This window comes from Sphingopyxis sp. DBS4 (genome assembly GCF_024628865.1).
Lineage (GTDB): Bacteria > Pseudomonadota > Alphaproteobacteria > Sphingomonadales > Sphingomonadaceae > Sphingopyxis.
The window spans coordinates 1904516-1926342 of the sequence record NZ_CP102384.1; the positions used below are offsets into that span (position 1 = coordinate 1904516).

Below are 21827 nucleotides of genomic sequence, written 5' to 3' on the forward strand. Positions count from 1 at the left end.
ATCGCGCCATGCGGACCGATATGAGCGATTTCCCTTTCCGCGTCGTCGGCTTCGACCTCGACGGCACCCTCGTCGATACCGCCGCCGACCTGACCGCCGCCGTGAACCATGCGCTGTCGCTGATCGACCGCGCACCGCTGAGCGAGGCCGAGGTGCGGCCGATGATCGGGCTCGGCGCGAAACATATGCTCGAACAGGGGCTTCTTGCGACCGGCGGGGCGGAGGACGGCGCCGTCGAGTGCCTCTATCCCGATCTGCTGCGCTATTATGAAGCGCATATCGCCGTGCACAGCCGGCCTTTTCCGGGCCTGACCGCCGCGCTCGACCGGCTCGATGCGCTCGGCGTCCGCACAGCGGTCGCGACCAACAAGGCCGAGGGAATGGCGCGAAAGCTGCTCGGGGAACTGGGGCTTGCGAACCGCATGACCGCGATCGTCGGCGGCGACACGCTGCCGGTCCGCAAGCCCGCCCCCGAGCCGATCCTCGCGATGATCGAGCAAAGCGGCGGCGGCCGCACCGCCTTCGTCGGCGACAGCATCTTTGACGTCATGGCGGCGAAAAATGCCGGGGTGACCAGCATTCTCGTCGGCTTCGGGTTCCTCGACAGACCCGCCGAGGCCTTCGGCGCCGATCATGTCATCGACCATTATGACGAGCTAGTGCCGCTGCTCGCGGGGCTTTAGGGCAAATGACTTTAGATTGATCCACTCCGTCATTGCGAGCGAAGCGAAGCAATCCAGAGCGGTTTACGCGGGCTCTGGATTGCCGCGTTGCCTTCGGCTCCTCGCAATGACCTTGCTTGTCGAGATTCGCTTTCAGCGTTTCCGCCACTTGGTCCACAAATGCCGCGACAACATCAGCGGCGGCATCCGCAGCCAGTGCGAGCGGATGTAGAAGGCCTGTTGGAGGAGGAAATTCCTGGACCGCCCCCAGTCGTCGCGCGCAAGCAGGCGGCGGATGAAGAAATCATCGAACGGTTCACGGTGATGATCCAGCTTCAACGGTGACGCATAGGATTTCAGCGGCGTACCGTAGAGTCGATGGGACAGGCGTAGCGCGCGCTTCACCACATCTACCAGACCGTGGGTCGAGGCCTCTTCGATCAGGCTCAACTGGAAATCGGGATCTTCCGTCAGAAAATCGGTCACCAGCCGGTGGAAATCCCACAGGTTGCGCAGCCCCCCCTGCAAATCGCCGTCGGCCAGAAGGTGTGCGGCACAGTGGCACGCCATCGCGGGCGGACTGAGGACGCGAAAGCCCGTCGGCGTTTCGACGGCCTCCGCCATCAGGACCAGCGGATCGGGAGTGACCCGGTGGGTGCGCGGCAAAATCGTGTGATGCACGTCGATCATGCGGTCGCGCGCCTTGTGGATCAGCGGCGGCAGCTCGTGCATATGCTCGCGGTAATAGGCGTCGTCATAGGGGTCCGACTTGACCCACTCCCACCCCGCCTCGAGCAGTTCATTTTCGGCGCGGCCGATGTCGCCGACGAGGACGAGGATGTCGAGGTCGCCGATCTGCCGCCCCTCGGCGCAGGACAGGCCCGCGGCGGCATAGGCGGTGCCCTTGAGCAGCACGAACTCGATCCGCTCGCTCGCAAGCGCGCGGCGCGCCATTTCGGCTTCCCACAAGGATTGCGCCTGCGCGACCGCCGCCGCCGCGCGCTGATCGGCGAACAGCGCGGCGACGGTGGGCGGCAGATTCGCGCCGTCCAAACGATGCGCGAGCGTCGCCAGCATCGCCTCCGCCCGCGCGACCGAGATCACGCCGTCCCATTCGCGTGGCGCCAGCGCCCCCGCATCGCGCCGCCCGGCGAGCAGATCGACGAGGGCGCGGGCCGCGCTCATCGGACGGCCTCGGCGAAAAGCTGCTCGACCAGCGCCATGCCGGTCGCGCTGTCGGGGTAGGAAATGCCGAACGCCGGGGTCTCGCGCACCAGCCGCGTCAGCGCCGCAAAGCCCGCTTCGCCGAGCGCGACATAGTTGGTCGAGGCTTCGGTCAGGCGGACGAAGGCCTCGCCCTCGCCCATCGGCTCGATCGCGCCCTCTCCCCCGAAGCGCGGGAAAAGCAGCAGCGCCGGGCGAGCGGGCTCGTGCATCGCCGCGATGGCGTCGGGGCGCGGAATCAGATGGCGGATGTCGCCCTTCGGCGTTCCCGCGAGCAGCGGGCCGAGCCGCGCGGCATCGACCCGCGCCGCCACCTCGGCGATCGCCGCATTCTTGAGGCTGACCGCGCGCGGGAACGCCAGCGCGTCGCCGCCTGCCGGGTCGATCAGCGTGAACTCGTCGCCCATCAGCCGCCAGTCGCCCCCATCCCCGCTTTCGCCGAGCAGCGCCGCCAGCGTCGATTTGCCCGACCCCGACTCGCCCGACATGATCACGGCGCGCCCGTCGCGCGCGACCGCGCTCGCGTGGAGCAGCAGATGCCGCCGCCAGCCGAGCGCGACCTGCAAATTCATCCCCATTTCGGCGGCGAGCAGTCCCATCGACAGTGGTAGCGGAAGCGCGTCGGGCACGGTGAAATCGCCGCCGATCTGCACCGAGGGACGCAGCCAGCGCCGCCACGGGCGCGCCGCAAACAGCCGCACCGTCGCATCGGCAGGCCGCGCGTCGTCCTGCGGATAGCTCGCATAGAGCCGGCCGAGCGCCGCGACCGGCGCGCGCCAGTCGCTGCCGATGCGAAACTGGACCGGGCCGACCGCGATGCGCGTGCTGTGCCTCACGCCTCCGCCACCAGCCCCATCGCCGCGAGTTCGGCCAGCCGCTCGGCAAGGAGCGGCGTCGGATCGCCGTCGCCGCCCAGGTCGAAGCGCGCTGCCAGCCGCTCGGCGACCGTCGCCGCATTGCAGGGGTCGCCGGCCATCACGGCCAATATCTCGGGCATCGGCTGGGTCATCAGATGCGTCTGCATCGATCGGCGGTCGAACAGCACGGTCAGGTCGCCGAGCGCCTCGATGCGCAGAGTTTCCGGCGGCGCCGCGCGATAGACGCGGTCAGCCATAGTCTTCGGCGGCCGCGGTCAGCTTCGCCAGGATCGCCATCAGCGTCGCGCGCTCGCTGCCGCTGAGGTTCGATTCGAGTTGCGCCTCGCTGGCGAGCGCGGCGGGCACGATGGCGTCGTAGAGCGAGCGGCCGGTGTCGGTCAGTTCCAGATGGTGCGAGCGCCCGTCGGCCTCGTGCGCCTGGCGCGCGATGAGATGGCGGTCGGCGAGCGCCTTGGCCGCGCGGTTGACCGTCACCTTGTCCATCCGCGTCGCGGCGACGAGTTCGCGCTGCGTCTTGGGCTTGCCTTCGCCGAGCACCGCCATCAGCCGCCATTCGGGAATCTTGAGCCCGAAGCGGTTCTGATATTCGGCGGCAATCCGGCTCGACAGCGTGTTCGACGCGATCGACAGACGGTAAGGCAGGAAATTGTCGAGATTCAGCTTTTTCGCGGCCATGCCTTCAAAATCCCCAACGCTGGTCCCGGTGCGCTCCATCCTATCGCCTGATTTCGCGCTGTGAAGCCTTCAGAAGCCGAGCCGCGCGCCGATCCAGAGCGTGCGCGGCGTCGCACGCTCGACGATACCCGCCGACGAGATCGCCGCGGGCACGAGGGTGTTGGTCAGATTCTCGCCCCGCGCCTCGATGCTGACCGCATCGGTGACGCGCCACGACAGGCCCGCATCGAGCGTCAGCGCGTCGTCCAGCACCTGAAGCCCGAGATCGTCCTCATTCTGCTTGCCGATATAACGCAAGGTCGCAAAACCGCCGAACGGGCCGCTCGCGGTCGATCGCAGCGACACGCTGCCGCTGTTCTTGGCGATCTGCGCCGGGCGGCGGCCATCGAGACTTGCCGCGGCGCCCGCGGCGTCGACCTTCGCATCGGTAAAGGCCCAGGTCGCGCGCAGCGCCACCGGGCCGAGCTGCTGGTCGGCGGCGAATTCGATCCCCTTGCTGTCGATCGCACCCAGATTCTGCCGCTGGCTGAAATTCGGCGCGAGCGTCACATTGGCGATCGCATTTTCGAGCCGGTTGGCGAAAAAAGTCACCGACAGCTTGGTGCCGTCACGGCTCCAGTCCGCGCCGACCTCGCCGCCCCACAAACGTTCGGGCTTGAGCAATTCGTTCGCGGTGGTCGTATCGGCGCCTACCCGGAACGGGCGATAGAGTTCGTTGAGGGTCGGCAGACGCCAGCCGCGATAGGCCGCGGCGCGCAGCGCGAAGCCGCCCGAGGTCCAGCGCACGCCCGCGCGGCCGCTCCCTTCCCAGCCGGTTCGCGCCGGAAAATCGAGGTCGGTGATCAGCGATCCACCGATATTGCGTTCGAGCCGATAGCCGGTGCCGAGCCACCAGCGGTCGATCCGGCCCCCGAGGGTCCAGAGCAGGCCATCGCCTGCGTCGCCCGAACTCCATTCGGCGAACGCGCCGACCGTGTCGCTGCTGCCCCCGGCGATGCGGTGGCGGCCCGGGGTGGTGCCGGAAAAGAAATAATCCTCTTCGGTGCGGCCGGTGGTGCGGCGCCAGTCGACGCCGACGCGGAGCGGATTGGCATCGCCGATCGCGGGCCGTACCTCGACGCGCGCGCCGATCCCGGTCGCGGGAACGCTTTGGAAGAGCGCGGGCGCGACGCTGTTCCGCCCCGCCGCGACGCTCGCGAAGCCGCTGTCGAAATCGCGAAGCTGGAGATAGACGAGCGCAAGCCATTGCGTCGCACCCCACGGATCGTGGACGAAACGCAGGCTGGCATCGATCCCGTCGAACTTGCTCGTCGTGTAATCGGTGCCGCGGTCGCGACGGTCCGAAAAACCGCGCAGGCTCGCCTCGATCCGGCTGTCGTCGCCGGCGTCGAAGCGCAGGCGGATACCGAGCCCGCCCTGCTCGTAGGGCGCGGCGCGATCGACCGCGCCGCGCTGGCCTTTCACGATCGGAACGAAGCCGTCGCCGCGGCTGTAGCGGCCGTCAATTGCCACCTGCCCATTGCCGAGATTGCCGCCCGCGCTGGCCGAAAAGTCGAGGCTGTCGCGGCTACCATAGGCGGCGCTCGCTTCGGCGCCGTCGGTCATCGTCGAATAGAGGCCGATCGTCCCCGCAAGCGCGCCGGGTCCGTCGACCCCGCTGCCGCCGCCGCGCGTGACGATGATGCCGCCGAGGTTGATCGCGTCATAGGCCGACCAGGCGACCCAGCCGCCAAAGGGATCGGCCTGCGGCACCCCGTCGAGCGTGACCAGCGCGCGGCTCGACGCATTGCCGCCGAGCCCGCGCAAGGTCACCCCCTGGCTCGTCGGATGCGCGGTGCGCCCGTCCGAGCGGCGGAACTGGACGATCCCCGCTTCGTCGCGGAGACGATTTTCGATGCGGGCGCCGAGGCCGAGGTCGAGATTCGAAATCAGGCTCGCGGCCTGGACAATGTCGCTGTCGGACGGGCTGAGCGCACCGCTTCCGTTCACGATGATCACCTGCGGCGGCACCGGTGCCCATTGGATACAGCAATAGGTGACATCATCCTCGGTCTGATCGGTCACCACGTCCTGCGCCATCGCCGTCGCCGGCAGCGCCAGCGCGGCGACTCCGATCAGAAAGCGGATCACGCCGCTTTCACCGCATCGGGATGCGCGCGTTGAAATGCCTCCAACTCCATGCACGCCGCGTCGATCTCGATCAGGCGCGGATAATGATCTATCGGCACTTCGAAACGCCGCGCATTGTACATCTGCGGCACGAGGCAGCAGTCGGCGATCCCCGGTGCATCTCCGCCGAGATATCTGCCTTCGCCCGCCATCGCTTCGAGCGCGTCGAAGCCCTGCAATATCCATTCGTGAATCCAGCGGTCCTTGGTCTGCTCGTTCAGCCCCAGATCGCGGGTCAGATATTTGAGGATGCGCAGATTGTTGAGCGGATGGATGTCGCACGCGACGACATAGGCCTGCGCGAGCGCGACCGCGCGCGGCATCGCTTCGTCGGGGATCAGCCGCGGCTCGGGAAACGCGCGGTCGAGCCAGTCGATGATCGCAAGGCTCTGGATGATCGTCTCGCCATCGGCGACCAGCATCGGCACGAAGCCCTGCGCATTCTGCGCCAGATATTCGTCGCTCTTCTGCTCGCCCGCGATCAGGCTGACCTCGACGCGCTCATAGGCGAGGCCTTTCAGGTTCAGCGCGATGCGGACGCGGTAGCTGGCCGAGGAGCGGAAATAATCGTGGAGGACGAGAGAGGTCATAAGGTTCGGCGCACCATCCGCTTGTTGCGTCATCCCGGCGAAGGCCGGGATCTCGACGGCGCGTCAGGTCTCGACGATGAGATCCCGGCCTTCGCCGGGATGACGAATATGGGCTGGGTCCATATCATTCAAGCCCGATCGCCTGCTCTCACTCCCCTTTCGGCATCTCCGATATCCATTCCCGCAGCAGCGCCGCGCCCTCCTTGTGCACCGTCGAGCGTCCCAGTTCGGGCATCGCGATCCCGGGGTCGAGGCTTTCGAGGCGATAGATGAGGAAGCTGTGATCGGGGTTGCCCGGCGCAATCGCGAAGTCCATCCCGCCGCTGCCGCGCCCCGCCGCCGTGGGGCGCTTGCCGATACCGTAATTGACCCCGACCGGGTCGTTCCAGCGCAGGAACAGGCCGCTGTTCGACGCGCTCCCTTGCGGGTTGTGGCAATGCGCGCAATTCGCCTCCAGATAGGCGCGGGCGCGATCCTGCACCGTGCCGCTCGTCGGGTCGTCCCAGCGCGGCATGACCGGCTTCAACGCCTCGGGATTATCGAAATAGAGCCGCTTCGCATCCGCGTTCATCGCCGTCGGCAGCACGAGGTTGCGCGCCTTGGGTCCGATCGGCTCGATCGTTCCCGCCAGATTGTGGCATTCCTTGCACTGGTTGCGGTTGGGCACGCCGTACTGGATGCTGTGCATTTCGCCGTCGGGGCTTTTGAACGTCACCGGCACGCGGCGCCCGGCGATGGCGAGCGAGGCGTCCTTGCCGTCGGCGTCCCAGATATAGGGGAGCGCGACCCAGCCCTTGGCGCGGTGGATCAAAAGCCGCGTCTCGACCGGGCGCCCGCCGTTCCAGTCGGGCCAGCCGAAGCTCTTGACGATGACGGTGCCGACCGGAAAATCGATCGTCCCGTCCGCGCGCACCTTCGCCTTCTGCCCCGCGGGGATCGAGACGAAGCGATGCTTTTCGGCATAGTCGCTGAACAGCGGCGTCTCCAGCGTATAGGCGAAGCTTGCGACCGGCCGCGCGGGATCGTTCGCGGCGAACAGCCCGAATGCCGACAGCTTCGGCGGCATCGCGTCGCCGTCAATCAGCGCCTGATCGACATGCGGCGGCGCCCCGCCGCTCGCGCCGCTCGCGCAAAGCAGCGCCGCCACCAGCGCCGCGACCGCGCGTTTCACCGGACTTTCGCCTCCATGGCTTCGGGCAGCGTGATGCCGGGGAGCGGCGCGGGCGGCGTGCCCTTCGACAGGTCGGCGGGCACCGGCTTCGCTTCGCTCTGCGGCGTCGTCACGTCGGGCAGGCCCAGCGACAGCACCCCGACCTTGTCGAGCACCACCGCGTCGCCCGCGCCGTCCCACAGGATCGGCGGAATCGCGCCGCCCAGCGCCGCCGCGATCTCGGCACCGCCAGCGAAGGCGGGGGCATAGCCCGCCTTGCCGTGCTGATTGTCGCGCACGACGATCGCTTTCGGCAGCGGCTGATATTTGGGGTCCTTCTGATCGTAGCGATAGCCGACGATCATCACATTGGCGGTGCCGTTCTGGTCGAAAGCGTTGCCGAATATCTCGACATGGGTGTTCGCCATCACCAGCACCCCGGTGCCGGTCGGCACGCTCGCGACGATATTGCCCTTCGGCGCGAAATTCGGCGTGCTGTTGTCATTGACGATATTCTCGAACACCCGGACATTGTGCCCGCCCTGCTGCGGCAGGTTCGGCAGGTCGAACACCAATATGCCGCCGGTATTCTTCGTTGCGATATTGTCGTGGACGTCGGCGTCGAAGCTGTTTTCGATCTCGATCCCCGCGACATTCTCGGTCGCGATCGAATCGCGGACGACGATATTCCTCGACTGGCCGACATAGATGCCCGCGTCGGACGCGCCGCGGACATAGACGCTGTCGATCAGCACGTCGCTGCTCTCGACCGGATAGACGCCATAAGCGCCGTTGGTCGCCTTCGGCCCGGCGGTCCATTCGACGCGAAGCTCGTGATAGACGATGCGGTCGGCGCCCTTCGACTTGATCCCATCGCCGCGCGTGTTGAGCACCGCGAAATTGGTGAGGAAAACATCGTCGGAGGTGACGAGCAGCCCCTCGCCCGCCCCCTGCTGACCCGAAAAGTCGAGGATCGACCCCGCGCCGTCCTTGGTTCCCGCGCCGCGCACGGTGACATTGTCGACGTCGAGCGACAGGCCGTCGGTCAGCTTCCATACCCCTGCGCCGAGTTCGACCGTGTCGCCGGGCTCGGCGAGGATCAGCGCCTCCTGCAGCTTTTCATTGGCGTCGGGCGTATCGGCGCTGACGCTGATCGTCTTGGCCGCCGCCGGGCTGGCGATGAAAGCCGCGACGAGGGCAAGCGTCGCCGCGTGGCAAAAGCCGTGGAATCGCATAGGTCTCTCCCTTGTTTGGGGGGATCATGCGGCAAGACTTGACGGATGCCAAGCAGGTTGCTGACATGGCTGTAGCTAATAAGCCGGGGAGAGGTCGCAGTGGTTCAAAGAATGATATGGGCGCTTGGCGCCCTGGTCGCCGTTCCGTCCGTAGCCGCCGCGCCCGCGTCGGTCGGTGGGCGCTGGAAGACCGACGACGGGAAAGCCATCGTCGCGATGGCGCCGTGCGGCGCGAAGATGTGCGGGCGGATCGAGCGCCTGCTGATCAAGCAGCCGGCGGGCGGCCAACTCGACGAGCGCAACCCCGACAAGGCGAAGCGCGGCCGCGCGGTGACCGGGCTGCAAATCTATTGGGATCTCGTACCCACCGACGACGGCTGGCGCGGTCAGGGCTATAGTCCGGAGGACGGCCGCTATTACAAGGCGCACCTGCGCGTCGCCGGCAACAAGCTCACGATGAAGGGCTGCGTCGCGGTCTTCTGCCGCACCGTGACCTGGACGCGGGTGAGCTAGTTCCCCCTCCCGCCTGCGGGAGGGGAACCGTTAGGGTGCATCCCCCAATATCCAGTCCACCCCCGCCGCAACATGGATGCGCGTCGTGTCGTAGATCGGCAGGACATTGGCGTCCGGATCGACCAGCATCACCAGTTCGGTGCAGGCGAGCACCAGCGCCTGCACATCCTGCTTGGCGATGTCGGTGATGAAGGTCCGCATCGTGCGGCGCGCGTCTTCGGTCACCTTGCCCTGCATGAGCTGGTCATAGATGATATCGTCGATCACCTCGGCGCGCGAGGCGTCATAGGGCGCGAGGGTCAATCCGTGGCGGACGAGGCGCTGGCGGAACCAGGGTTCGGCCATCACGTTGCGGGTGCCGATCACCGCCGCCGACCTGATCCCGTCGGCCTTCATCTTCTCGCCCGTCTCGTCGACGATGTGGAGCAGCGGGATAGAGATCGCCGCCGCGACATCCTCTGCGACCTTGTGCATCGAATTGGCCGCGATCATCAGCGCGGTCGCGCCCGCATCCTCCAGCCGCTTCGCCGATGCGATCAGCACCTCTTTCGCATGGTCCCATTGCTCGGGGGTCGAAAGGCGCGAAAGTTCGCAATAGTTGAGGCTTTCGAGCAGGATCGGCGCCGAGCACGACGTCCCGATCCGCTTCTGCACCCCCTTGTTGAGATGACGGTAATAAAGCTCGGTCGAGGCCCAGCTCATGCCGCCGATCAGGCCGATTTTGCGCATATGATCATTTCCCTGGTTCGAATTTTTGCCTGCCTTACCGGCAAGTTGCCGCCCGGTCGAGGCGCAGCTTGACCCGCCGCGCCGAATATCGTTCATCTGGGACGAAGGGCGGACGGCGTGCGCCGCGCGGAAGGAGGAGCCAAGCGATGGACCCGATACGCAGATGGGGCTGGATCTATTTCGCCGCGCTCGTCGCGGTGGTGATCGTCGGCTATGTCCCTGCGTTCGAGGATGCCGACGGCAATCTTTTCGGCCTGTTCAAGCTCGATCTCTATGACGACGCGCTCCACCTCGCCTCGGGCCTGTGGGGCGGGATCGCCGCCTGGCATTCGCGCCGCGCCGCCGAACAATATTTCCGGGTCTTCGGCCCGCTCTATTTCCTCGACGGGGTGCTCGGGCTCATCACCGGCATGGGCTATCTCGACGGCGGCATCTTTCTCTATGGCCCCATCGATCTGCCGCTCATCACCCGCTTCTTCGCCAATCTGCCGCACCTGATTCTCGGCGGCTGGGCGGCGTATGTCGGCTATGCGATGGCGCGGAAGACCGCGTGACCGAGCGGAAGAAGCGTCGCTTCAAAAAGCGCTACGCGCTGGCGCTGCTGATCTTCGCACTGATCCTCTGGCCGATCCTCTACATCGAACTCGGCTGCGGGCCATCGGTGCAGGCCGCCGCACCTTACCGGCCGCTGCTCGCGAACGCGGCCGACCGGCGGCCCGAGGCGCGCACGCTGCTGACCTATCCCGAATGGCACATCGTCTATTCGGCCGAGAGCCTTGGCCGCCATCTTCAGGACAAGCCGCCAAGCAGCTATCGCTATTTTCGCGATATCGGCAGCTTCTGGTCGAGCTATTGCGCGCTCAATCGTGCCGCCGATCCCGGCGATGCGGGCGATGCGAAAGTGATGCTCTATACGATCGGGATCAGCTTCAGCGCCGAAATGGCGGTGAAGGCGGCATGGGAAAACACGGTCGGCCGCCTCTTCGAATGGATCGGCGGCCATCGCAGCGCCGAGGATCGGTACGCGGCGGGGGTGCAGCAGCGCTATGGCGCCTTCATGCACGAAACGCCCTGGTATCGCTTTCCCTTCGGGCAGGCGTTCACCGGCCTCTGGCGCACCGATTTCGGCGGGGTGCGCGGGGTCGAGCGGCGCGTCGCGCTCAGCCTCGAATATGGGGTGAAGACGGGCTATGCAAAGCTCATCGGCTGGGCGAGCGGCACCGCACTCGGCGCCGACGCGGTGCGGATGCGGCTGGTGCTGGACGCGACTCCCGAACAGGTCGCGGCGATCGACCCGCGGCTGAAGGTCATTTCGTCCGGCGCGCAAGGCACCATCGTCGACGCGCCGCGCTATGCCCAGTTCACCGACCTCGCGCAGAAGATCGCCGCTGCGGGCATCACCTTCCGCGAGATCGCGGGCAATGACGATATCTTCCTCACCGTGCTCGCGCCCGCGTCGAAGCCGGCGGGCAAGCCGCTGCTGACGATGGCGCTCGGCGACCGGCCGGGCTGGGAACGGCGCGGCTATCTGGTCAAGGTGCCCGCGCTATCGGCTCGGCTCGCCGCGCTCCCCGCCGAGGGCGCGACCCTCGAACATATCTACGATTACTGATGAAACGCACGCTGATCGGCGCCGTCCTTGCCCTGCTTGCCTGGGCAGCGATCATGCTCGCCCTGCCCTTCGTCGGCCCGTCGGGGCGGCAGGTTGCGGTGGTCGGCGACACGGGCAAGGCACTGCGCACGATCGCCGATGCCGGCGGGCGCGTCGTCGCGGTGCGCAAGAATGCGGTGATAGCGGTCGCGACCGACGATCGGGGGTTCGTGTGGCGGCTCTACCGGAACGGGGCGCCGCTGGTGATCGAGGGCCGGATCGCCGCGGCCTGTTTTCCGGTTGCTACGCGCTAGGCGCGTAACGATCATACCAACTATTCCGGAACAGCTCCTCCGGGTCCCATTTCCTCTTCTCGGCAACGAACGCATCGAACTCGGGATAGGCTCGCCGAAGCTGCTCGCCCGAATAATGAAGCTGATAGGGCAGAAAGAAGCGCCCGCCATGCTTCGCGGTCAGGTCGATCAACTCGCGGGTCAGCCGATCCATCTCCGCATTCCCCGCAGCATCGGCCGGCTGGTTGATATAGAGAACGACCGAAAACGCCCGTTCGGGGGCGTAGCTCAGCGCATTCTCTTCCTTTTCGACTGCGCGGATCGAGGCGTTGAGCAGATTGGTCCTGTGCCGCTTGAACACCCCGCGCAGCTCGGCGACGAACGGCAGCAGCGCCGCGCGCGGCACGAAATATTCGTGGAGGATGTCGGTCTCGTCGCGCAGCTTGTTATAGAGATAGGGTACCGAGTCATGCATCGGGTCGTTGCGCGACACGAGGCACGCTTCGCCGTCCTGCATCGCCTGTGCCCGCGTCACGGTGCAGCTTTCGATACGATGCTCGACATTTTTCTCGGTCCACCATTTGAGCGACTTGAGCCAGTCGGCGCGCTTCGACATATTGACCGTCAGCCGGCGCAGCTTGACCGCGCCGACCTCCGCCAAGGGTGTGCGCTCCAGACCCGCCTCGTCGGGCACGTTGGAATAGCTGTAGACGAGCGCCTCCTCGAGCAGATTGCCCGGCGCGGTCGATAGATGGGTGTAGGTCAGCCCGACCTTGGGATCGGCTTCGAGCGCCGCGAAGGTCTTCGGGAAATCCTTCGTCGCGATCACCGCGCGGCTCGATTGGTAGATGTCGTTCGGAACGACGTCGAGCGTCGCCTCGGTGACGATCCCGAACAGGCCGTAACCGCCGACGACATGGCGGAAGAGATCGGGATTTTCCGTGCGCGAGGCGGTGACGACGCGCCCGTCGGCGAGCATCACGCGCAGCGCGCGGATCGATCCCATCATCGCCCCGGCGCGGTGGTCCATGCCGTGCGCGTTGACCGCGATTGACCCACCGACGGTGAAGACGTCGGTCGACTGCATCGCCTTGATCGCAAATTCGGGATGGATCTTATTCTGGATATCGTGCCAGCGCGCACCCGCGCCGACGGTGATCGTTTGCGCTTCGCGATCGAGCTGAACCGCATTCATCCGCCGCATGTCGACGACGACACCGCCCTTGGCGAAGGCTTGCCCGCCCATGCTGTGCTTCGCGCCCGCCGCGGTCACCGGCAGCTTGTTCGCGCGCGCATAGGCGAGTGCGTCGGCAAGCTGCGCTTCGGTCGCCGGGGCGACGATGCCGCGGATCGCGGTGCGGTTGAGGCAGCTTTCATCGTTGATCGTGCCGCCCGCCTGCACCCAGTCGGGCTCTGCGGCGGCATCGGCCTGTGCCTTGTCGAAAGCGAGCTTCGCGACATCAGGCCCGCAGTCCTTGACGCCGTCGGGATCGGCGGCCAGCGGCGCGGCCCAGATCGCCGCGCCGGTCGCCGAGGCCGCGGCGACGCCGCCGACGACCCAGCGCTTTTTGACCACCCCGCCGCGGCCCCTAGTGCCCGCCGCCGTTGAGTGCCTTGACGATATCGTCGGCCATCTTCTTGGCGTCGCCGAGCAGCATCATCGTATTGTCCATGTAGAAGACGTCGTTGTCGACGCCGGCATAGCCGACCCCGCCCATCGAGCGCTTCACGAACAGCACCGTCTTCGCCTTTTCGACGTCGAGCACCGGCATGCCGTAAATCGGCGACGTCTTGTCGGTCTTCGCCGCCGGGTTGGTCACGTCGTTGGCGCCGATAACGAAAGCGACGTCGGCCTGCGCGAACTCGCCGTTGATATCCTCAAGCTCGAACACCTCGTCATAGGGGACGTTCGCCTCGGCGAGCAGCACGTTCATATGGCCCGGCATACGCCCCGCGACCGGGTGGATCGCATATTTGACGTTGACGCCTTCCTTCTTCAGCACGTCGGCCATTTCGCGCAGCGCGTGCTGCGCCTGTGCCACCGCCATGCCGTATCCGGGGACGATGATGACATTCTCGGCCTGGCTCATCAGGAAGGCGGCGTCGTCGGCGCTGCCCGGCTTCCACGGACGCTGTTCCTTCGCCCCGCCGCCCGAGGCCGCCGCATCGGCGCCGAAGCCGCCCGCGATCACGCTGATGAAGCTGCGGTTCATCGCGCGGCACATGATATAAGACAGGATCGCACCCGACGAGCCGACGAGCGCACCGGTGATGATCATCGCGGTGTTGCCGAGGGTGAAACCCATCGCCGCCGCCGCCCAGCCCGAATAGCTGTTCAGCATCGACACGACGACCGGCATGTCGGCGCCGCCGATCGGGATGATCAAGAGGAAGCCGATCAGGAAGCTCAAGGCTGTGATCGTCCAGAACACCGCCGGCGACTGGTCGGTCAGGAAATAGCCGATCAGCCCGAGGATCGCGGCGAGCGTGGCGAGATTGATGATGTGGCGACCGGGCAGCATGATCGGCGCACCCGACATATTGCCGTTGAGCTTGAGGAACGCGATCACGCTCCCCGAGAAGGTGATCGCACCGATCGCGATGCCGAGGCCCATTTCGACGCGGCTGACGGTGAAGATCTGCCCGGCGGCATCGGCGATGTGGAACGCGCCGGGGTTGAGATAGGCTGCCGCCGCCACCGCGACCGCGGCAAGGCCGACGAGGCTGTGGAACGCCGCGACAAGCTGCGGCATCGCGGTCATCGCGATCCGCCGTGCCATGACGATGCCGATGATCGCGCCGATCGCGATCGCGCCCAATATCTCGGCCATCGCGACGGCATCGATGCCGACATAGCTGTTCGCGGCATCGCCGCTCTTCCACGGCGCATGGGTGATCAGCGTCGTCACCACCGCGATGGTCATGCCGATCATGCCGTAACGGTTGCCGCGACGCGACGAGGCGGGACTCGAAAGCCCGCGCAGCGCGAGGATGAAGAGGATGCCCGAGGCCAGATAGGCCAGTGCCACCCAGGGATTGATCGGTGCTACTTCGTGCATGCTAATTCCCCCGTCGGGCCATCCGTCGACAGCCCGTCAATTCCATGGATCGCAGCGCCTCAGCGCTCTTTCTTCTTGTACATCGCGAGCATGCGCTCGGTGACCGCGAAGCCGCCGAAGATGTTGATGCTCGCCATCACCACCGCGGCGAGGCCGAGCCATTTCGACGACGCCGAACCCGCGGCGGCACTGGCGATCAGCGCGCCGACGATAATCACCGACGAAATCGCGTTGGTCACGCTCATCAGCGGCGTGTGCAGCGCCGGGGTCACCGACCAGACGACGAAATAGCCGACGAAACAGGCCAGAAGAAAAATCGAAAAGATGGAAATGAAGTCCATTGCGTATCTCCCGCTAGCCGCCGGTCAGGCGAGCAGCCGTTCGTTGACCACCTTGCCGCCCTGCGTCAGGCGCACCGCATTGCCGATTTCCTCGTCGAGCACGGGCTTGCCCTGCTCCTTGTCCCAGAAGGCCGAGAGGAAGTTGAAGAGGTTGCGGCTGAACAATGCGCTGGTGTCGGCGGGCATCAGCGCGGCGATATTCTTCGCGCCGATCACGGTGACGCCGTGAATCTTCTTCGCTTCGCCCGACACCGATCCTTCGACATTGCCGCCGCTTTCGGCCGCCATGTCGACGATCACGCTGCCGCTGCGCATCGTCGCAAGCTGCGCGTCGGAGATCAGCCGTGGCGCGGGGCGCCCCGGGATCAGCGCGGTGGTGATGACGATATCCTGCTTGGCGATATGCGACGAGACGAGTTCGGCCTGCGCCGCCTTATATTCGTCGGACATTTCGGTGGCATAGCCGCCCGTGCCTTCACCCTCGATCCCCGCGACCGTCTCGACGAAGATCGGCTTGGCGCCGAGCGAGAGGATCTGTTCCTTGGTCGCCGCGCGCACGTCGGTCGCGCTGACCTGCGCGCCGAGGCGGCGCGCGGTCGCGATCGCCTGCAGACCCGCGACGCCGACCCCCATGACGAAGGCCTTGGCGGCGCTGACGGTGCCCGCTGCGGTCATCATCATCGGAAAAGCGCGCCCATAGGCGTTCGCCGCCATCAGCACCGCCTTGTAGCCCGCAAGGTTCGACTGGCTGGAGAGGATGTCCATCGACTGCGCGCGCGTGATGCGCGGCATGAATTCCATCGCCAGCGCTTCGATCCCGAGCTTGGCATAGTCGTCGACGCGCGCCCGCTCGCCGAAGGGGTTGAGCCCCGCAGCGAGCCAGGCGCCGTCCGCGAAACCCTTAAGGTCCTTGGGATTGGGCCCCTGAATGGCGAGGATGATATTCGCGCCCTTCAGCACCTCGGCGCGGCTGCCAACGGAGGCCCCTGCGGCGACATAGTCAGCGTCTGCGATCGACGCCTGCTCCCCCGCTCCCTTTTCGACGGCAAGTTCGGCACCCAGCCCAATGAATTTCTTCACGGTTTCGGGAGTCGCGGCGACGCGGGTCTCGCCGGGGGCGAGCTCCTTCAATACGGCGATGCGCATGCCGGAGGGCCGGTCAGGAGATCAGAAGGACGACGATGATCGCCACGACCGCACTCGCGATTGCGCCGACCTTGAACAGGCTCAGGAAACCCGCATAGGTTTCGTTCGCCGCTTTCATTTCCTGCTCTGCCATGACCTGTCCCCTTTGCCTTTCTGCCCGAAAAGCACGCGCCCGCGCGCCCAGAATCGGAATATCGCGCCGGTCTTAGCCACGCGGCCCGCGATGCTCAAGGGCGCTTTGCCCAAATCGGAGCGCGGCAAAAGCCGAACGGCCTTAATGCCCCTTTTACCCCTTGCGGCTACATCTGGACGCGAACGCGGAATCCGGCATGGCAAATGTCGCCAAAAGGGGGCAGAATCAGAACGATGGCGAATGCGCGCGACACGCGAATGGTGATGATCGTCGATAGCGAGCCTGCCCAGCAGCGCTTCCTGTCGGCCTTGGTCTCGCGCGGCGGCTGGCGCAGCGTCGTCGCGGGCGATACCGATACCGCGCTCGCCAAGCTCGGCACGCAGGAGGGTATGGCGCTCGATGCAGTGCTCGTCGATCAGGGCACGCCGGGAATGCCGATCGCCGAATTCGTCGCCGAACTGCGCCGCTGGCGCCCCGCGCTGCCGCTGATCGTCATCACGATGCGCAACGGGGTCGAGATCGCGGTCGCCTCGATGCGCGCAGGCGCGAGCGATTTCGTGCAAAAGCCGATCGCCCCCGACCGGCTGCTCGGCGCGCTCGACCGCATCGTCGCGCCGAACGGCCCGCAGGGCGAACTTCGCCCGCTCACCGAGAAACTGCGCGCCCCGCTGGCGTTCGAGGAGATTATCGGGTCGAGCCCCAATTTCCGCAGCGCCCTCGCCATCGCCGCCAAGGCCGCGCGTGCCCGCGTCCCGGTAATGATCAACGGCAAGCCCGGCACCGGCAAGGAAGTCTTCGCCCGCGCAATCCACAGCGCATCGCCGCGCGCGCGCGGCCAGCTCGTGATGGTCGACTGCTCGGCGGTGTCGCCGGGGCTGATCGGATCGGGGCTGTTCGGCCACGAACGCGGCGCCTTTCCCGGTGCCTTCGACCGTCAGGTTGGGCGACTGGTGCAAGCCGATGGCGGCAGCATCATCATCGACCATGTCGAATGCATCCCGCTGGAAACGCAGGCAAAGCTCGTCGAATTCCTGAACAGCGGCGAAGTCCAGATGATCGGCGGCTCGATCCGCCAGAGCGTCGATGTCCGCATCATCGCGACGAGCGCGAGCCCGCTCGACAAGCTGATCGAGGCGGGACATTTCCGCGAGGATCTGTTCTACGCGCTGTCGACCGCGCAATTCACTTTGCCCTCGCTTTCGGAGCGCCGCGGCGACGTCGGCCCGCTCGCGCGCCATCTGCTCGCGCGCATCGGCGGCCTGCCCGGCATGGGGCCGATCGGCGTCACCGACGACGCGCTGCGCCTGCTCGCCGCCTATGCCTGGCCGGGCAATGTCCGCCAGTTGCAGGACGTGCTGTTCCGCGCCGCGACGTCGAGCAAGACCGACGTCCTGACCAGCGCCGATCTCAAGGCGATCGAAGCCGCGCTCGGCGGCGGCACGCCGGGGGGCGAAGGCGATGTCGCGATCAACGGCGAAGCGATCGGGATCACCCTCTATCTGCCCGATGGAAACCTGCGGCCGCTGGAAGAAATCGAGGCCGATGTGATCCGCCTCGCCATCGGCCACTACCGCGGCCGCATGAGCGAAGTCGCGCGGCGGCTGGGGATCGGCCGCTCGACGCTCTATCGCAAATTGAGCGATCTGGGGATCGATACGGCGGCTTGAGCCCCGTTATCGTCATCCCGGCGAAAGCCGGGATCTCATCCTCGCAAGTTCACGCACCGGCGAGATCCCGGCCTTCGCCGGGATGACGAAGAGATCAGGCCGTCAGTGCCGTATCCCTGAGTCCACGCCACATACGCAGCGCCTGCCTTGTCTCCGCAACATCATGCACGCGCAACAACTGCGCGCCCTGCGTCGCGGCCTGATAATGCAGCGCCACGCTGCCCCCGAGCCGCGCGTCGGCGGGCGCCTCATTATCGAGCGCCCCGATCATCCGTTTGCGGCTGGCGCCGAACAACAGCGGACAACCGAACGTGTGGAACAGCGCCAGCGCATTCACCAGCGCCAGATTGCCGCCGACGCCCTTGCCAAAGCCGATGCCCGGATCGACGATGATCTTCGCGGGATCGATCCCCGCCGCCTTGCACGCCGCGACGCGCTCGGCGAGCAGGTCGTAGACGTCGAAAACGGGGTGCGCATAGGTTCCGCCCTCGTGCGGATCGCTCTTCACCGACGGTGCGTGCATCAGCACGACGGGGCAGCCGGCCCTGGCGACGACCTCCATCGCGCGCTCGTCATACCGCAGCGCCGAGATGTCGTTGACGATCGTCGCGCCGGCCGCGAGCGCCGCCTCCATCACGGCCGCCTTGCGCGTGTCGATCGACACCGCGACGCCGCCCTTCGCAAGCGCCGAAACGACGCCCTCGACCCGCTGAATCTCGTCGCCTTCCCAGACCAGCGGCGCGCCGGGGCGGGTCGATTCGCCGCCGACATCGACGATCGCCGCGCCCGCCGACGCCATGGCGAAACCCGCATCGACCGCCGCCGCAGTGTCGACATGCTTGCCGCCGTCCGAGAAGCTGTCGGGGGTGACGTTGAGGATGCCCATGAGCTGCGGCTCGCCCAGCCGCACGACGCGCTCGCCGAGCTGGAGATTGCCGCGCGGGCGCGCCACCGCGGCGCGCTGCGCCGTCGCTGCTTCGGCGAGCCGATCGGGCATCGCCGCGATCCACGCGTCGAGCTCGGGCACCGGAACGATCGCCGATTTTACATTGCCGTCGTCGCGCAGGCTGACGTGCCACGCCGCGAACCAGACCATCGTATCAGCAAGGCGCAGGCAGGCGTCGTCGAGTTCGTGCGGCCGATCGACGAAGCAGGTCGGGCGGAGGTAGACGCGCGCGTCTTCCCACGTCGTGCCGAGGTCGGGCCTGGTCAAAGGTTGGAACATCTGTTTTCCTTACCCTTCCGCCGAACATAAAGCCGCGTGTCCCCGCGAAGGCGGGGACCCATCTCCGGTCGGCTCCTTCTTGCACCGGCCGGAGATGGGCTCCCGCCTTCGCGGGAGCACACGGCTCTTTTATTCAACCCTATCGAATATCCCTATGCCTCGTTCGCGAGCAACCAATCCTGCCGCACCGCGTCGATCACGCGCAATTGCTTGCCGTCGTCGATGTGCCAGAAGGTCCAGCCGTTGCAGCTCGGCGCGCCCTGCACGCCGGCGCCGACCTTGTGGATCGACCCCGCGTCCTGCCCGGCACAATCGAGCGAGCCGTCGACGCGCACCACCGCTTTCCAGCGGCGTTTGGCGTCGGTCAGCACCGATCCCGGCGCGATCATCCCGCCTTCGACCAGCGTCCCGAAGGCGACGCGCGTCGCGGCTTTCGGCGCCATCATCGTCTTCACCGTGCTCTCGTCGAGCGGCAGCGCCATTTCGATACGCTCTTTCGCCGCCGCGATATAATCATCCTCGCGCTCGATGCCGATGAAATGACGGCCGAGGCGCTTGGCAACCGCGCCCGTCGTGCCGGTCCCGAAAAAGGGGTCAAGAATGACGTCGCCGGGGTTCGAGCAGGCGAGCAGGATGCGATAGAGCAAGGCCTCGGGCTTCTGCGTCGGGTGGACCTTGTGCCCGCCCTTCTTCAGCCGCTCCTGCCCGCCGCAGATCGGGATCAGCCAGTCGCTGCGCATCTGCAATTCGTCATTGAGCGTCTTCATCGCGCGATAGTTGAAGGTGTAGCGCGCCTTCTCGCCCATCGAGGCCCAGATCAAAGTCTCGTGCGCGTTGGTGAAACGCGTGCCCTTGAAATTGGGCATCGGGTTCGCCTTGCGCCACACGATGTCGTTGAGGATCCAATAACCTTGATCTTGCAAGGCAGCTCCGACGCGGAAGATGTTGTGATAGCTGCCGATGACCCAGATGCTGCCGCCGGGCTTCAGGATGCGTTTCGCTTCCTTCAGCCACGCATGGGTGAAGCGGTCATAGGTCGCGAGGCTGTCGAACTTGTCCCATTCGTCGTCGACTGCATCGACCTGGCTGCCGTCTGGGCGATGCAGGTCGCCGCCGAGTTGCAGATTATAGGGCGGATCGGCGAAGATCATGTCGATCGACGCGGCGGGCAGCGAGCGCATCATATCGATGCAATCGCCCTGCAGGATGCTGTCGAGCGGCAGGTCGGCCGGAACCGCCTTCGGTGTCCGCTGCTTCGCCGCCGGGGCCTTGACCCGTTCCATCACACCCATGCCGCTTGCCCCTGTTTCCATTGCAAAGAAGGCCTTGATGAGTCCGGCGGAGTCCGCCGTCAAGCCCAGGACTCTAGGGATTCCGCGTGTCGAAATGGTTAAGGAGAGGAGAACGAAAGGAGTCTGCCACGACATATGGAGTCTGTCGCGACTCGCGGACTCAACCACTGGTGGTGTGACGATCGGGACTCACTCGCGGAAAAAATTTCGCGCAGCGATGGCTACCAGCGGTTCGAGACCTTCTCGGCGAAGCCCGGCAGGTCGCGGACGATCAGCGCGGTGCCGTCGTCGAGGATCGCTCGGCCGGAGAAATAGCCGAAGACCTGATCCTGCTCGGTCTGGACCATCCCGGCATCGACCTTCGCCCAGCGGTTGACCGCGGGCGCGAAATCCATCTCGAAGCGGCCGTCGTTACTCGTAAAGCGCCACGGCGCGCTGTCGGGCGCGCCATTGGGCATATGGAAGGTCACCTGATCGAGCTTGTGCGCGCGGCCATCGACGAACAGCATATTCTCGCTCGCCGCCGAGGTGTCGCCAAAACCGTAGCCGATGTTGAAACCGAACGGGCGTCCGTCGACCAGCCCCGACGCCGATCCCCAATACCAGACATTGTCATAGGTCCAGACGCCGCGCCCCCAGTCGAGCACCGAAAAGCCAGTTTCCGGCACAAAATCATGCGATTCGAACCCGTTCTTCACACGCCCCTGCGCTGGCATGCAGTTGATCTTCTGGTTGTAGTAAAAGGCCTGCATATCGTCGGCGAAGGGCGTTGCGATCACCATCCGGTCCATCGCGGGCTGATCGAGCCAGATCTCGCCCGACAGCCCGCGACCGTCGTCGAAATCGGGCGCATGGACGGTCAGCCGCCGTCCGCCGGGCTCGTGCCGGAAAGCGAGTTCGAGCCCGCCCTGCGTTTGAACGATATCACCGCGATCGGCGCTCGGCGGCAGCGCCATGCCGCCCATCGGCTCCGCGACCAGCGCGCCGTGATTGACGAAGCTCCGCCCGCGCAAATCCATCCACGACACGCCGAGAAAGCCGACATAGCCATTGTCGGCGACGGTCAATGCGAGCCCGAAATCGGCATCGAGCACGCAATAATAATCCCATTCCTTGATCCGCGCCGGATCGGCGGCAATCGCCGCGCGATCATAGCGGCGCACCTCGCGCGTCGCATAGCCGGGGTCGATCAGATGCCCGGCGGCATCGTGCAGCGGGCCCTCGCCCATAAGATGCTGCGCCATCCCCCGCGTTC

23 protein-coding genes are annotated in these 21827 nt (G+C 66.2%); 6 read left to right on the top strand and 17 right to left on the bottom strand.

The genetic code is table 11. The features are described 5' to 3' along the window. Positions 1–20: 20 nt before the first annotated feature. Positions 21–683, top strand: coding sequence for an HAD-IA family hydrolase (locus NP825_RS09005; RefSeq protein WP_257550569.1), 663 nt, complete (start codon positions 21–23; stop codon positions 681–683). A gap of 132 nt (positions 684–815) precedes the next feature. On the opposite strand, the gene NP825_RS09010 is transcribed toward NP825_RS09005, so the two are convergent. The 8 genes from NP825_RS09010 to NP825_RS09045 form a co-directional block, all read right to left on the bottom strand. After that, positions 816–1847, bottom strand: a complete 1032-nt coding sequence (locus tag NP825_RS09010) for a nucleotidyltransferase family protein (protein WP_257550572.1) — start codon at positions 1845–1847, stop codon at positions 816–818. After that, a complete protein-coding gene (locus NP825_RS09015) occupies positions 1844–2722 on the bottom strand; it encodes an HprK-related kinase A (protein ID WP_257550574.1) in 879 nt (292 codons plus the stop codon). The genes NP825_RS09010 and NP825_RS09015 overlap by 4 nt, the downstream gene beginning before the upstream one ends. Then, complete coding sequence (locus NP825_RS09020) at positions 2719–3000, bottom strand: HPr-rel-A system PqqD family peptide chaperone (RefSeq protein ID WP_257550576.1); 282 nt, start codon at positions 2998–3000, stop codon at positions 2719–2721. Before NP825_RS09020 ends, NP825_RS09015 begins: the two co-directional genes overlap by 4 nt. After that, positions 2993–3439: a MarR family winged helix-turn-helix transcriptional regulator gene (locus tag NP825_RS09025; RefSeq protein ID WP_257550578.1), complete on the bottom strand. Its 447-nt coding sequence runs from the start codon at positions 3437–3439 to the stop codon at positions 2993–2995. Before NP825_RS09025 ends, NP825_RS09020 begins: the two co-directional genes overlap by 8 nt. A gap of 69 nt (positions 3440–3508) precedes the next feature. After that, positions 3509–5569 (bottom strand): TonB-dependent receptor, encoded by a 2061-nt coding sequence (locus NP825_RS09030; RefSeq protein WP_257550580.1) that lies wholly within the window; start codon positions 5567–5569, stop codon positions 3509–3511. Continuing rightward, a complete protein-coding gene (gene maiA, locus NP825_RS09035) occupies positions 5566–6198 on the bottom strand; it encodes a maleylacetoacetate isomerase (protein ID WP_257550582.1) in 633 nt (210 codons plus the stop codon). The genes NP825_RS09030 and maiA overlap by 4 nt, the downstream gene beginning before the upstream one ends. A gap of 148 nt (positions 6199–6346) precedes the next feature. Continuing rightward, positions 6347–7369, bottom strand: coding sequence for an SO2930 family diheme c-type cytochrome (locus tag NP825_RS09040; RefSeq protein ID WP_257550584.1), 1023 nt, complete (start codon positions 7367–7369; stop codon positions 6347–6349). After that, on the bottom strand, positions 7366–8583 hold the full coding sequence (locus NP825_RS09045; RefSeq protein WP_257550586.1) for a parallel beta-helix domain-containing protein: 1218 nt from the start codon (positions 8581–8583) through the stop codon (positions 7366–7368). The genes NP825_RS09040 and NP825_RS09045 overlap by 4 nt, the downstream gene beginning before the upstream one ends. 111 nt (positions 8584–8694) lie before the next feature. Here NP825_RS09045 and NP825_RS09050 point away from each other — a divergent pair, with 111 nt between their 5' ends. Continuing rightward, the gene (locus NP825_RS09050; RefSeq protein ID WP_257550588.1) at positions 8695–9096 is read left to right on the top strand and encodes a DUF2147 domain-containing protein; all 402 of its coding nucleotides are present in this window, start codon (positions 8695–8697) and stop codon (positions 9094–9096) included. Positions 9097–9126: 30 nt separating this feature from the next. On the opposite strand, the gene NP825_RS09055 is transcribed toward NP825_RS09050, so the two are convergent. Next, positions 9127–9825 (bottom strand): aspartate/glutamate racemase family protein, encoded by a 699-nt coding sequence (locus NP825_RS09055; protein ID WP_257550591.1) that lies wholly within the window; start codon positions 9823–9825, stop codon positions 9127–9129. 146 nt (positions 9826–9971) lie between these two features. Between NP825_RS09055 and NP825_RS09060 the strand changes: the two genes are divergently transcribed. From NP825_RS09060 to NP825_RS09070, 3 genes are read left to right on the top strand one after another with little or no spacing between them, the layout of a single operon-like run. Next, positions 9972–10379 carry a DUF4383 domain-containing protein gene (locus NP825_RS09060; protein WP_257550593.1) on the top strand — a complete coding sequence of 136 codons (408 nt, stop codon included), beginning with the start codon at positions 9972–9974 and terminating at the stop codon, positions 10377–10379. Then, positions 10376–11437, top strand: a complete 1062-nt coding sequence (locus NP825_RS09065; protein ID WP_257550595.1) for a hypothetical protein — start codon at positions 10376–10378, stop codon at positions 11435–11437. Before NP825_RS09060 ends, NP825_RS09065 begins: the two co-directional genes overlap by 4 nt. Next, on the top strand, positions 11437–11730 hold the full coding sequence (locus NP825_RS09070; RefSeq protein WP_257550597.1) for a hypothetical protein: 294 nt from the start codon (positions 11437–11439) through the stop codon (positions 11728–11730). Before NP825_RS09065 ends, NP825_RS09070 begins: the two co-directional genes overlap by 1 nt. Here the strand turns inward: NP825_RS09070 and NP825_RS09075 are convergent. From NP825_RS09075 to NP825_RS09095, 5 genes are read right to left on the bottom strand one after another with little or no spacing between them, the layout of a single operon-like run. Continuing rightward, on the bottom strand, positions 11720–13285 hold the full coding sequence (locus tag NP825_RS09075; RefSeq protein WP_306998872.1) for an FAD-binding oxidoreductase: 1566 nt from the start codon (positions 13283–13285) through the stop codon (positions 11720–11722). The two genes, NP825_RS09070 and NP825_RS09075, sit on opposite strands and share 11 nt — an antisense overlap. Positions 13286–13298: 13 nt before the next feature. Beyond that, positions 13299–14768, bottom strand: a complete 1470-nt coding sequence (locus NP825_RS09080) for an NAD(P)(+) transhydrogenase (Re/Si-specific) subunit beta (RefSeq protein ID WP_257550599.1) — start codon at positions 14766–14768, stop codon at positions 13299–13301. A 59-nt stretch (positions 14769–14827) separates the two neighbouring features. After that, the gene (locus NP825_RS09085) at positions 14828–15109 is read right to left on the bottom strand and encodes a proton-translocating transhydrogenase family protein (RefSeq protein ID WP_257550601.1); all 282 of its coding nucleotides are present in this window, start codon (positions 15107–15109) and stop codon (positions 14828–14830) included. 24 nt (positions 15110–15133) lie between these two features. Beyond that, on the bottom strand, positions 15134–16255 hold the full coding sequence (locus NP825_RS09090; RefSeq protein WP_257550603.1) for an NAD(P) transhydrogenase subunit alpha: 1122 nt from the start codon (positions 16253–16255) through the stop codon (positions 15134–15136). A 13-nt stretch (positions 16256–16268) separates the two neighbouring features. Then, on the bottom strand, positions 16269–16388 hold the full coding sequence (locus NP825_RS09095) for an aa3-type cytochrome c oxidase subunit IV (protein ID WP_257550605.1): 120 nt from the start codon (positions 16386–16388) through the stop codon (positions 16269–16271). Positions 16389–16621: 233 nt separating this feature from the next. On the opposite strand from NP825_RS09095, the gene NP825_RS09100 reads away from it, so the two are divergent. Further along, a complete protein-coding gene (locus tag NP825_RS09100) occupies positions 16622–18055 on the top strand; it encodes a sigma-54 dependent transcriptional regulator (protein WP_257550607.1) in 1434 nt (477 codons plus the stop codon). A 94-nt stretch (positions 18056–18149) separates the two neighbouring features. Here NP825_RS09100 and folP read toward each other — a convergent pair whose 3' ends face one another. From folP to NP825_RS09115, 3 genes are all read right to left on the bottom strand, one after another. Next, positions 18150–19280 carry a dihydropteroate synthase gene (folP, locus tag NP825_RS09105; protein WP_257550610.1) on the bottom strand — a complete coding sequence of 377 codons (1131 nt, stop codon included), beginning with the start codon at positions 19278–19280 and terminating at the stop codon, positions 18150–18152. A 152-nt stretch (positions 19281–19432) separates the two neighbouring features. Next, positions 19433–20572: a site-specific DNA-methyltransferase gene (locus NP825_RS09110; RefSeq protein WP_306998976.1), complete on the bottom strand. Its 1140-nt coding sequence runs from the start codon at positions 20570–20572 to the stop codon at positions 19433–19435. A 221-nt stretch (positions 20573–20793) separates the two neighbouring features. Beyond that, positions 20794–21816 (bottom strand): DUF2804 domain-containing protein, encoded by a 1023-nt coding sequence (locus NP825_RS09115; protein WP_257550613.1) that lies wholly within the window; start codon positions 21814–21816, stop codon positions 20794–20796. Between the last annotated feature and the right edge of the window lie 11 nt (positions 21817–21827).